Here is a 13840-nt window from a genome sequence, read left to right as displayed (position 1 = left end):
ATAGTGTAGTCTTTTTGTGTACGCTTTATATAGCGTAATTCTTGATCTTTTTCCATAATGATACTTTTTGTGTATCGCTATTTCAGGACTAGACAAATTACTAACAAAAAAAGCTGTTTACAATTAGTAAACAGCTTTTTTTGATATAATAAAATTTGAATTTTAAGCGTAATACAAATAGGTTCCTGCACCTAAAACCAATTAATTCGAAGATTTACAGGTTTATTTGATATTCTAAATATACCAGTTTTGAACGGAAGCGAATTTCTAGAGAAAAAAGGTGGAAAATCTGAAGGGAATTCCTGTGATTATCGATTCAACGTACACTTTAACTGCCGCACAGCATCTATTTATGATCCACTGTGTAGAAATTATGACAAAAACCAGGCTCTATTGAGTTGACTACTGTATTGAAAAAAAATAGAAGAGCGGTAACTGAATTATAAAGACGATACTGATCACTTTTCTTATTGAGGATAGTTTAACTCACAAAAATGCACAACTACTATAGAACATGGTTGTCACCAAGAACCTTATATACAATAGTTATCATTACACATATTTCTTTTTTACCACAATCCAAATTTTTAGCCTATACAAAAACTTATCTATTAGGTTTTAATTTGTTAATCTTTAGATACTTATGGTATGTTTTTTTTACTTTGTGAATTAAATGTATTTAGATGAAAGAAAAAGAGTAATATTGTGTTAATTTTTTGAATATTTAATACTTATTTAACCTATAAAATTAATTATTTTTTAATAAAATGATAAAATTTATGATTTGTCTTTTGTCTTTTGATTCTCTGTTAATTATACCGAGGTTAATACTAAATGCTGATTATTTAACAATAATTTTTGCTAATAAAAAATAAAAATATGAAGCAACTCTTTTTCTTTTTTTTCTTCCCACTATTATGTTTAGGCCAGATAAATGAATCGAATAAATTGCCAACATTAGTGCCTACAAGCCCTAAAAGTTTTGAATTTTTAAAATTTACTGAAACACCAGTTAGTAAGTATACGGGCGTCCCTGAAATTTCAATACCTATTTATAATCTTGAACCCAAAGGACTTACTATTCCCATTAAACTAAATTATCATTCTAATGGATTCAAAGTCGAGGAGGAAGCAGGATCTACAGGTTTGGGCTGGACATTAAACGCAAGCTGGAGTATCATACAGCAAGTAGAAGGATTTGATGATTTTGCATCACTAACAAGGAATCGTACCATGCCAAATTTTGCTAATATTATTGATGTGCAATGTAATGGTTCATGTCCTGCTTCAGGTAGCTCTGTTGTAAGTAATTGTGATATTTTTTTGCTTGGTCTTAGTGGTACGCCTCCAGGTACAGGAGAAACACCAACTGCATATCTTTTTGGAGATAATAACTATGTTAATACTTTAGTTGTTGGTCAAAAAGATTTTCAGCCTGATATTTTTAGTTTTACTGTTCCCGGATATTCAGGAAAATTTATTCTAGATTGGAAAAACAATAAATTTGAAAGTCTTACTGATAATAAAGTTAGAATCACCGCTTTTAATTATAATGGTGTAGATGCTCCTACCAACTTTGCTATTTTAGTTCCGGATGGGCATGTTTTTACTTTTACTTTAAAAGAACAAACAATAATTGATCAAAACACCTCACAACAAGAAGCTTGGCCTCAGGGGGCTTCAACAATAGCTCCGGATATAGCTGGTACTGTTTCATCTCGAGCATATCAGCTTACACAAATAGTTACAAATAAAGGAGATACTGTATATTTAGATTATACGACTACAAATCCAATTAAAAATTACCCAAGTGTTTCACAATCTAAGGTTTTTTATGATGCACAAATGGGATCTACACCATTTCCAAATGAAATGAGTGACACATTTACCAGTTATTCTTATACTAGTCAGGCTTATTCTTATCTAAATAAAATAACATTTACTAATGGTGTATTATTATTTAATTATTCGGACAGAATTGATTTAGTCGGATCAAAAAAATTAGATAATATTGAATTGCGTAAAACAGCAGGCGGAAGTATAATTAAAAAATTTGATTTTAGTTATGATTATTTTATTGGTCACACATCGGGAACCAATTCTGATTCCTTTTTAACTAGTTCTATTTCAACGATTAAAACGCCTCAGGAGCTCACACACCGATTAAGATTATTGTCTGTTAAAGAAGCAGGGCAGAATCCTTATGTTTTTGACTATAATACTGAAGCATTACCGAAAAAAACTTCATATGCAAAGGACTATTGGGGAAATTACAATGGTGTATTGACCAATAATTCGAATTTTATTGATATTTATAAATTTAATATTGCCAGAGAACAGATACAATATTATGCTTATAAAGATAATGTTAATAGTAGTGTACTTCAATATGCAAAAGCGGCTGTTTTAAACAAAATAACATATCCTACGGGCGGTTTTACCACTTTTGATTATGAATTAAACTCATTTTCAAATATTAAAGTCCCAAGTGTAAACCAGGGAATTCCAAAAAGTTTTAGATTATCAACCGTACAAAATACGTCATTAAATTTGGATCAGGTTGTTTTGATAGAAGGGGGAAATACAATCTTTAAAGTTTCAGGAATGCTTAGTACAATAGGATGTTATCCGACATATCCTGAGGCTTACTCAAGTTGTTTTTTTAAAGTCATTCATTTTAAAAAGGAATTAATGGACTATATAAAAAACAATGTTTCTTATAATGCACATTTAAATTCTTACGGTCTAAAATATGTTCTTGCTGTTGACTTAGATTTTCTTGACGAAAATCCGTCAAATCCACAACTTTATAATACTTATGTGGATAATGAAGGTGGTAAAATAGGGAAAACAGTTAATGTAAATGCTGATGAATTTTCATCAAACATTACCTATAATTTATCTGAAGGTATTGCATATTTTATGGTAAGTGGAGGTTGTGGAAACAATGGTTCTAGTACGACAAATTCAAGTCAGGCAACTTTTAATATTTCCTATAATGATTATAAACCAATTTTGGAAACAGAGAGTGTTGGCGCTGGAATCAGGGTAAAGGAAATTATCAATTATTCGCAGTACTATACAAAGGCTACAAAAAAAAGCTATTCTTATCAAGGCGGAAAATTGATGGGAGGAATGAACTATTTTAATAAAGTTTGGATACCAAATTATGGATGGATCAATATACAGGTTAATCAATCTATAGGATATAAATTAATTTTAAACTCCAGAAACTTTACAGCTCCTTCTGGTAATGGGCAGGGACGATTTGTCGGTTATGATAGTGTCGATGAATCGAATATTAATTTTGATAATGCAAACGCTGTTGAACAAAATGGTAGAATTAGAGAATATTTCGTCAATAATCCTGAGATAGGCAGTACGGTACAGGGATTTTATGCAGAGCTTCGTATGCCTATTATTCAAAATGATAAAGATAATGGATTACTCAGTAAGCAGGAAATTTATGATAAAGATAATAATTTACTGAAAGAAATATCGAATGGTTATGGATTTGTTAAGCTAAATTGTTTCAGTGGAATGAAATGCATACTCCGTGAGAAAAAGTATTACACATCCGGCAATATGTATGGGGTTTATGCCAATTACACAGTTGGTGTCTATCCGATAAGAGGTTCTTACTCGCCACTTCTTGTAAGTACAGAGAAAACATATTACGGTTCGGAATCTGTAACGATAAGAACAGATTATACTTATAATGCTTATAATCAAATGACATACAGCAAGTCAAACAATAGTAAAAATGACCTTATTGAAACTTTAAGCATGTATCCTAAAGATTTTCCTAGTAACTCTTTAAATAATACAGCTCTTTTGATGGCAGATAAAAATGTTCTTTCACCGGTACTATCAAAACAAACAAAGAAAAATAATATTGTAGTTTCAAACGAAGAGTTCGAATATTTCTTTAGAAGTGGTTCAAACAATCCGGCAATTCCAAACATCTTTACCTTGAGTAAATACAAAAATGCAAAAGGCTCCAGTCCACTAGAACAAAAGATTAGTTATAATTCCTATGACAGTTTTTTTAACCTGACAGAGGTTTCGAAAGAATCTGATTACAATTCTTATATATGGGGATATAATGGACAATATCCTATTGCTAAAATTGAAAATTCGCAATATAGTAATATTACGCCCAGTTTAATCACTGCTGTCCAAACAGCCTCTAATACTGGTACGGAAGCACAATTATTAACAGCTTTAGATAATCTAAGAGCTGCTCTTCCATTGGCTTTGGTTACTACTTATACTTATTTACCACTGATTGGAGTAAGTACAATAACTGATCCTAAAGGAAATAAAACAACCTATAGTTATGATAATTTAAATAGATTACAATTCATAAAAGACAAGGATTTAAATGTCCTGCAGAGGTATTGTTATAATTTTATAGGACAACAAACGGATTGTACAATAGGATCGGGCGTACAAATGATTTATAAAAATGCTTTTAAGAGTACCACTTTTACAAAACAATCCTGTGCTGTGGGTTATAAAGGATCGACTTATACCTATACTGTTCCAGCTGGAATATATGCTTCAACAATCTCGCAAGCAGATGCAGATAATCAAGCAAATACAGAGGTAACAGCACATGGACAAAATTTTGTTAATGCAAATGGTACCTGTATATTAATTATTCCGGCACCAACAGGATTAACATTTATAGGTGCTACAGCTTCGTCAGTAAACTTTTCATGGACAGCTGTTACGGGATCTACGGCATATAAGATTTATAAAAATGGTATTTATTCAAGTACAGTTAATGCTCCTGTAACTACAGGTTCAGTATCAGGACTGACTGCTTCAACAGTTTATTCTATTCAGGTTTTAGCTACTAATGGTATAGATGATAGTAGTTTATCAGCTTCTGTTTCTATGACTACATTACCATCAACACCTTTAGGATTAGTCTTTAATAGTGCCACGGCTTCGTCAATAAATTTTTCATGGACAGCGGTTTCAGGTGCTACCAGTTATAAAGTTTATAAAGATGGAACTTATGTTAGCAGTGTTGCTGCTCCAGCAACTATAGGATCTTTATCAGGACTAACAGCTTCAACATCTTACGGTGTTCAGATATTGGCTACAAATGCTTCGGGAGATGGCTCTTTATCTAGCTCCGTTTATATGAGTACATTGCCGTCAGCTCCTACAGGACTTGTCTTTACAAGCTCTACCTCGACCTCAATAAGCTTCACATGGACAACTGTTGCAGGAGCTACGGGCTATAAAATTTACAAAGACGGAACTTATGTGAGCAGTGTCAATGCATCAACAACTGTAGGGTCTTTATCAGGATTAACAGCTTCAACATTTTACAGTGTTCAGATACTGGCTACAAATGCTTCAGGAGATGGCCCGTTATCTGGTGCTGTTACTATGACCACATTGCCGTCAGCTCCTACAGGACTTGTCTTTACAAGTGCTACCTCGACCTCATTAAATTTTTCGTGGACAGCTGTAACAGGGGCTACGAGTTATAAAATATATAGAGATGGTGTATATGTGAGTTCTGTAACCAGTCCCGAATCTTCAGGGGTTATATCGGGATTATTGGCCTCAACAAACTATAGTATTCAAATAGTAGCTACAAATGCTTCAGGTGATGGAGCTTACTCAGCAACTGTTTCTATGAGTACAGCACCATCAGCACCTAAAGGATTAACTTTGACTAGTGCTACTGTTTCATCATTAAACTTCTCATGGACACCAGTTTCAGGAGCTGTTGGATATAAAATATACAAGGATGGAGTATATAATACTTCAGTGACAACAACTACGGGAAATTTATCAGGCTTGACGATCGGAACCAGTTATAATATTCAGATTCTTGCCTACAATGCATCTGGCAATGGCGACTTATCTTCTCCTAAGTTAATGTCAACAATAGTAGCAGCACCAACCTCTCTTGGCTTAACAAATTATAATACTTCGTCATTAAGTCTTATATGGTCTTCTGTTTCAGGAGCTACGGAATATAGAATTTATAAAAATGGAAGTTATGTTAACAGTGTTGCAGCACCAATAACCATAGGCTCTTTATCAGGGCTGACTGCTGCAACAACATATGGTATACAGGTAAAGGCGGCTAATGCTTCAGGAGAAGGTGCATTTTCTTCTCTTGTTTCAATGGCTACAGCTCCTACAGCGCCACTAGGATTGGTATTTAATAATGCTACATCTACTTCGGTAGGCTTTTATTGGACAGCTGTCACAGGAGCTACAGGATATAAAATTTATAAGGATAATGTTTATATTAGCTCTGTTTCCGCACCAACTAATACAGGCTCTTTGACCGGGCTGACAGCTTCAACATCTTATAATGTTCAGGTAAGAGCGTACACTGAGAATAGCAATAGTGACTTTTCACCTACAGTATCAATGTTAACTTTGCCTGCGGTCCCAACAGGGCTTAACTTTGTTAGTTCAGGAATTTCATCTCTAAATTTTTCCTGGTCTGCGGTTGCCGGGGCAATCGGATATAAAATATATAAAAACGGAGTATTTACGGCTAATGTTAGCAATACTACTGGATCTTTATCAGGATTAGCAGCTGCAACAGCCTATTCTATTCAGATTCTCGCTTATAATACAACTGGTGATGGTGTTTTGTCTTCTCCTGTTACAATGACGACGAGCTCGGCGATGTTAGGATTTTATAAAACTTCTGGTGTATATCCTGCCAATGGAGGAGCGGGACTAAACGGTATCATAGTAAATACTTTAATTCACACACTTTATGTTTACACTGTAGTTCAGTCTGCTTCAGCATCATCGGGCTCAGGAAGTGGCTATGTTAATATAAACGGAACTACTATAGGTGCAGGAGCTGCTTTTACGCAATATGGACAAAATTTTATATCCAATAATTATGTTATGGTTACTAGTGGTTCAACTGTTCCCGCATCTGGAAGTTATGGGGGAGCTACAGGCTCTCAAATGATTTTAGCTTATTCTTTATATCCGGGAGGAGGTTTGACTTACTGGTCAACAGCAAATAATTGATAATCAAAAATTTATTTATCAATTTGTTATTAAACCAGAGTAAAAAAACATTTAAAATCATAAAATGAAAAAACATCTATATATATTATTTCTATTCATATTAAGTACTATAAGTGTCGGAGCACAGCAGTTTAGTGATGAAAATTTTGTTTATTCTGAAACTCCACAAAAGGCAGTGCAGAGCAGTGACTATAATTTGTTGCCTAAAACGGACATACAAAAAAATATAACTTATTTTGATGGCTTAGGTCGCCCAAAGCAGACTATTGGTATCAATAAAGGTCCTAATAAAGTAAATACAAATTTATTAGATTGGAATAATAACTGGGTTTTAGGAAACAGTGTGATCTCCTTTTTTACACAAAATGGAGGATTGACAGAAAATATTAGAATAAATGGACAGAATCCGTTTGGTAAAATTGACAGATTATGGAGATGTATCAATGATGCAGCAAGTGACGCAGATGGTGGATGGAATACATCTTTAATTCCGGTTGATAAAACCCAAGCGTATCAATATGCTGTTTGGGTAAAACGGACAGGAGGACAAAATGGAATCACTTATCACGGTACACAAAATGTGGTAAATCTTGATGGCAGCGCTAATTCCAATCCTTATTTTTGGTATGGTAATTTGCCAGCTTTAGATACATGGTATCTAATGGTGGGTATGATCCATCCGGCAACTTATGCAGGAGGTTATTCGGGTGTAAGTGGTGTTTATGATATGGCTGGTAATAAAGTATTAAATGGAACTGACTTCAAATGGGGTAGCACAACTACAGATGCCTATTTCAGAAGTTATTTATATTACTCAACTGATCTTGGAGTAAGTCAGTATTTCTATAATCCTTTGTTACAAAAGATTGATGGTAATCAAGCGAGTATCTCCGGAATAATCAAAGGATTTGAATTCAGCGATATTATAACACACATAGGATATGATAATTATGGCAGACAATCTCAGGATTATCTGCCTTACGCAATATCGAGTACTGATGGTTTAATACAAACCAATGCCGTCGCAAATACATTAAGTTATTACAATACGCCCAAATATGAAAATACTTTAAATCCTTTTAGTGAAAAATCCTTTGAAGTTTCTCCATTAAATCGTATACTTAAACAAGCTTCCCCTGGAAATAATTGGAAAACACAATCAACTTTAGGCCATGAAATTAAGTTAAATTATCGAACCAATACTTCAGGAGAAGTAAAACTATTTATTGCTGTGAGTGCTGATCGTCTGCCTGATTTAGGTCTTTATGAGACATCTATAACACAAACAACTGCTTATGGCGTTGGGCAGCTCTATAAAACAATCACAAAAGATGAAAATTGGGTATCAGGTTTAGATAAAACAACTGAAGAATTTAAAGATAAAGACGGAAATCTAGTTTTAAAAAGAACTTATAATAACCAGGATCCTCATGATACCTATTATGTATATGATGAATATGGAAACCTATGTTATGTATTACCACCTTTAGCAAATGGAGCTTTTGATGACACGACACTCAACTTATTATGCTACCGTTATAAATATGATTACCGTAACCGCTTAGTAGAGAAAAAACTTCCTGGTAAAGAATGGGAATATATCATCTATGATAAGTTAGATAGGCCAATTTTAATTCAGGACAGTAACCTTAGATCAGTTAATAAATGGCTTTTAACCAAATACGATGCTTTAAACAGGCCTGTTTATACAGGGGAATATACGAGTGCCTTAAATCGTAAAGCAGTACAGGATTTGGCGAATGGTAGTATAGCAGTTACGTCAGAACAACTGCAAGGTGCTACAATTATTGGTGATATGACCGCATATTATAGCAATACTGCTTTTCCTAACAATAATTTTAATTTGAATATTATTAATTATTATGACAATTATAGTTTTGATCTAGTAGGACCATTACCATCAGCTGTTATTTCTTATGGCATTGTGCCAGTAAACAGTGTAAAAGGATTGCCAACAGGAAGTAAGGTGAGAGTTTTAGGAACAACTAAATGGATTACCAATATAATTTATTACGATACTAAAGGCAGACCAATTTATAGTTACAATTATAATGACTATCTCGAAATTACAAATGCACTAAAAAGTAAGCTTGATTTTACGGGACAGGTAACAGAGACAACAAGTACTCATACAAAGGCAATGGTTACAACAACTGTTATAGACCAATTTGTTTATGATCATATGGGAAGATTCTTAACACAAAAACAAAAAATAAACTCACAGCCTGAAGAAGTTATTGTATTCAATTGTTATGATGATCTGGGACAATTGGTAAACAAATCAGTAGGAGGAAAAACAAGTCAAAATCGTTTACAAAATGTAGATTACAGTTATAACATAAGAGGATGGCTAAAAACAATAAACGATGTAAATGTGATAGGTACAGATTTGTTTGCTTTTAAGATTAATTATGATCTCCCATCAGTAGGTACACCCTTATATAATGGTAACATTAGCCAAACATTTTGGAGAACAGCAAATACTGACAGTTCTATAAGAAATTATAATTATGGCTATGATGCTTTAAATCGAATCACTTCTGCCGAAGATAATCTTGGATTCTATAATGAAAATCCAACGTATGATAAAAACGGTAATATAAAAACATTATTCAGAAATGGGAATACTATTCCCGGAAGTGCTACTTTTGGAACAATTGACAACCTGACATATAGTTACGATTCCGGAAATAGGTTACAAAAAGTTGAAGATAATACAGCAAACAATGAAGGTTTTAAAAACGGAAGTAATACGATTACAGAATATACATATGATGCAAATGGTAATATGAAAACTGATGCCAACAAAGGTATAACAGCTATGACATATAATTATCTGAATCTTCCAAACCAAATAACTTTGACAAGTGGCAGTATTAATTATGTGTATGATGCCACCGGTGTAAAACAGAGAAAAGTGGTAGGAACAATAACGACAGATTATTCAAATGGTTACCAATATGAAAATAATGTATTGCAATATTTTCCTCAGCCAGAGGGATATGTGGCTCATAATGCAGGGATTTTTAATTATATATACCAATACAAAGATCATTTAGGGAATATTCGTCTTAGCTATGGTGATTCGAACAACGATGGTACGGTTTACAGTTCTGAAATTATAGAAGAAAGTAATTATTATCCTTTTGGGTTAAAACATTCAGGTTATAATGGAGTAACAGTCTTAGGAAAAGGAAATAGTACGGGTCAAAAGTATAAGTACAATGGGAAAGAACTGCAGGACGAGAGTATTGGCGGAAATCAATTGAATTTGTATGACTATGGAGCAAGAAATTATGACCCTGCAATTGGTCGATGGATGAATATTGACCCGAATGCTGATAATTATGTACCAGTATCTCCGTATAACTATGTTTTAAATAATCCAAATTTGTTTGTAGACCCAGATGGTAAAGATGTCTATATTTACTACATTGGACCACGAAGAACATGGTACAACCATGCTACATATTATATTAATGGGCATACAGCATTAGGGGCAAGACCTACAGGATACCATAATACAGCATATGGAAATTTGAGTGGTTCAGCGACAAGAGAAGAGTCTCCTGATTCTTATTATAATGAATATGGTCTTTCTAGATATATTAATGAACGAAAAACTATTATGGATTATGCAAAAAGTGGCGATGTGGTAATTCGTATGAGAGTTAAGTTACCAAAAGATGTTGAAGAAATTATAGCTAGCTTTATAGCAAACGAAGCAGGAAATGGTAGGGACCAAGGAGGTCTTTGGTGTACAGGAAGAGCGAAAAATATATTAATGGTATCGCTAATTGAGGCAGGTTATTCGGAAGATGAAGCTGATGCCTTGATTGATAAATTGATGTGGTACAATAGTCCTGAATTCCCTACTGCAGGTGAAATGTTGGACGCTGGCTTTGTAGGTGCTGATTATTATTTTAAAAATGATGAAAATAAAGTTACACACTTAAACTTTGATTTTGGTAAAACAGCTCAAAATGAAGAAGATTCAAAAAAGAAAGCTACTGGATTGTCTAATCTAATATCTGATTTCACCAATTTATCTGCGGGAACATATAAATGGAATGGAAAATCTTGGGCAAAACAATAGTATATGAAAAAAAGAATGATATTAAAGAAATCGTTAATAACTATTATTACAGTAATTCTTGTTTTTATAGGATATAAGCAATATGAAGTTGAAACTTATATAAATAAACAAAAAGAAATATACGGTATATTAAAAGAAAAGAAAAGAAAACATTATCTACCATTTGTTGTTTACTTTTTAAGCGGCGAAATTAATAATACACGAAATTATCGAGCAGAATCGAAAGTATTTTTTATGGCATATGATATTGTTAATGTTACATCTGCGTATACTGATAAAGATTTTGATAGTTATATGGTTTATTGCTATTTTTCTAAGGAAGAAATCGATAAATATTACAATAAGAGGAAGAAAAAAGATTCGTTGAAAATACATTTACGTTCTTCTATAAAAAACATATAATTAATTGAAATTAAAACCATTCATTAATCGTGGCTTTTTCTTTTTTAGTATTTTTAAAGTGTATGAAACTGTTAAATAGAATTCAAGTTAGCCTGTATATACTAGAAAACTCAATAGAATAGAAAAATAGTATTCAGAACATTCTCCTTCCCTGTGTCTTCTATTTCAATACTAAATATCGAGATTGTCAGTGTTAGATTACCTCCCATACTATAAATTCTGTACCTGTTTCAACCGATATCATCAATGTTTTAAGCTAAAATTTTCTAATTTTTGAAACTTCCCAGACCAGTGTCTCATTTTAGGACACTTATTTAGCCATCCAGAAAAATATTTTTGAAAAAAGAGTGCCAAAAAGCTACTTTTTGAGATTCGTTAGCATTTATTGTAAAGATGCTTGACTAACCTCCCTTGTATGGTATTTCTTTATCTACCCAATAACGAGGTACTAATCAACCACAAAAATGAGATATAAGAATTTAAAGAAATTTATAGGGTTTTGTTGAAGAAGAGGAGCTTTAAAAGCCTACACTGTTTTAAAATATGGAAGATTTTTAAATTAAATTTCTATTTATGAAAAGAAAGTTTCACAGTATAGACTTGTATAACGATTAGTAAAATTGATTTTGATGTTTTACCAAGTTTTGAAGATGGTTAATAGCGATAGAGAGATATATTATGGAATTTCTAACAACGGAATGATTAATAGCAATTAATTGCTCCTAAAAGGTCAAGAAAAAAATATATCTAAATACTTTCCCAATTATTTAAAATTAATTAAAAAGAAACTTCTACTGGCTAAGAAATCTAAAATTTGCTCATTTCTTCAATAATAGATTTCTTGCCAATAGTTCTTGTGATAATATCTTTTTCTAAGCTCCAGCCCCTTGCAGGAGAATATTCACGTCCGTACCAAATAATCTGAAGATGTAAATCATTCCATAAATCTCTTGGAAATAATCTTTTAGCATCTTTTTCAGTTTGAACCACATTTTTCCCGTTCGAAAGATTCCATCTGTACATTAATCTATGAATGTGTGTGTCAACCGGAAAAGCAGGAACACCAAAAGCCTGTGACATTACCACGCTTGCAGTTTTGTGACCAACAGCAGGTAATTCTTCAAGCGCCTCAAAACTTTGCGGAACCAGACCATTATGTTTCTCGATCAATATCTCAGACAAACCATGAATACCTTTAGATTTCATTGGTGACAAACCACACGGACGAATAATTTCCTTAATTTCTTCCACCGACATTTTAACCATATCATACGGATTATCAGCTTTTGCAAACAATAACGGTGTAATCTGGTTTACACGAACATCTGTACATTGTGCGGATAGTAAAACAGCGATTAATAGCGTATAAGGATCTTTATGGTCAAGAGGGACAGGTATAGTAGGATAGAGTTCTTTTAACGTATTTATAACAAATTGTACGCGAGCTTCTTTATTCATTTCCGTAATTTTAATCCCGTAAAAATAGTATAATTTTAATGATGTGCCTAATCCAGCTTTTCGTTTCAACTCCTCATTGTGTTAGTTACATTTTTAAGCACAAAAAAGAGCTTCCGTTGGTCGCTTTTTTAGTGCAAAAAATATAGACCACCACAATTCCGGGGTTTCCACTTCAATCTGGGGCATAAAAAGTTAGAAGTTTAAGTAGTTATAAGTTACGAGATTAAAATCCACAATCTAAAATCTACAATCTAAAATCTAAAATAAAAAGAATGACAACATTAAAGACAGGCGACAAAGCACCAAACTTCTCAGGAACAGATCAGGACGGGAAAACACACAAACTGGCAGATTACGCAGGAAAGAAATTAGTCGTTTTCTTTTATCCAAAAGCAAGTACACCAGGATGTACCGCAGAAGCATGTGATCTAAGAGATAATTTTGAGCGTTTTAAAGCCAATAATTATGAACTTTTGGGAGTAAGCGCCGACAGTCAGAAAGCGCAGGGTAAATTCAAAGACAAATACGAATTTCCATTTCCTTTACTGGCGGATGAAGACAAATCAGTCATCAATGCATTTGGTGTTTGGGGACCCAAAAAATTTATGGGAAGAGAATACGACGGAATCCACAGAACAACATTCGTAATTGACGAAAAAGGAATTATTGAAGAAGTTATAGAAAAAGTAAAAACCAAAGAACACGCATCTCAGATTTTGAAATAAATGTTTGTTTCAGGTTTCAAGTTTCAGGTTTCAAATCACGTTGTAGAGATTTCATTATACTGAAGTCACCCTGAGCGAAGTCGAAGGGCTTCAAAGTTAAAAGGGC

Annotated in this window: 5 protein-coding genes; 4 read left to right on the top strand and 1 reads right to left on the bottom strand. The window is 33.3% G+C overall.

All coding sequences use genetic code 11. The features are described from left to right. Positions 1–879: 879 nt before the first annotated feature. From JOD96_RS17625 to JOD96_RS17615, 3 genes are all read left to right on the top strand, one after another. Positions 880–7032 carry a fibronectin type III domain-containing protein gene (locus tag JOD96_RS17625; RefSeq protein WP_209565544.1) on the top strand — a complete coding sequence of 2051 codons (6153 nt, stop codon included), beginning with the start codon at positions 880–882 and terminating at the stop codon, positions 7030–7032. 64 nt (positions 7033–7096) lie between these two features. Further along, positions 7097–11149: a DUF6443 domain-containing protein gene (locus JOD96_RS17620; RefSeq protein ID WP_209565543.1), complete on the top strand. Its 4053-nt coding sequence runs from the start codon at positions 7097–7099 to the stop codon at positions 11147–11149. Positions 11150–11152: 3 nt separating this feature from the next. Next, entirely contained in the window at positions 11153–11551 is a 399-nt protein-coding gene (locus JOD96_RS17615; RefSeq protein ID WP_209565542.1) for a hypothetical protein, read from the top strand. Between the two features lie 807 nt (positions 11552–12358). Here JOD96_RS17615 and JOD96_RS17610 read toward each other — a convergent pair. Then, positions 12359–13009, bottom strand: a complete 651-nt coding sequence (locus JOD96_RS17610) for an endonuclease III domain-containing protein (RefSeq protein ID WP_209565541.1) — start codon at positions 13007–13009, stop codon at positions 12359–12361. Positions 13010–13281: 272 nt separating this feature from the next. Here JOD96_RS17610 and bcp point away from each other — a divergent pair, with 272 nt between their 5' ends. Further along, positions 13282–13734 (top strand): thioredoxin-dependent thiol peroxidase, encoded by a 453-nt coding sequence (bcp, locus tag JOD96_RS17605; RefSeq protein WP_209565540.1) that lies wholly within the window; start codon positions 13282–13284, stop codon positions 13732–13734. Positions 13735–13840: the final 106 nt, after the last annotated feature.

The sequence above is a fragment of the Flavobacterium sp. 1355 genome (assembly GCF_017833415.1).
In the GTDB taxonomy this organism is placed as follows: domain Bacteria; phylum Bacteroidota; class Bacteroidia; order Flavobacteriales; family Flavobacteriaceae; genus Flavobacterium.
Note: the sequence above shows the minus strand (reverse complement) of the source record. Positions and strands in the feature narration are given on the sequence as shown.

Coding starts and splice junctions, on each gene's coding strand:
- JOD96_RS17625 (WP_209565544.1), top strand. CDS start 880: ATGAAGCAACTCTTTTTCTTTTTTTTCTTCCCACTATTATGTTTAGGC.
- JOD96_RS17620 (WP_209565543.1), top strand. CDS start 7,097: ATGAAAAAACATCTATATATATTATTTCTATTCATATTAAGTACTATA.
- bcp (WP_209565540.1), top strand. CDS start 13,282: ATGACAACATTAAAGACAGGCGACAAAGCACCAAACTTCTCAGGAACA.
- JOD96_RS17615 (WP_209565542.1), top strand. CDS start 11,153: ATGAAAAAAAGAATGATATTAAAGAAATCGTTAATAACTATTATTACA.
- JOD96_RS17610 (WP_209565541.1), bottom strand. CDS start 13,009: ATGAATAAAGAAGCTCGCGTACAATTTGTTATAAATACGTTAAAAGAA.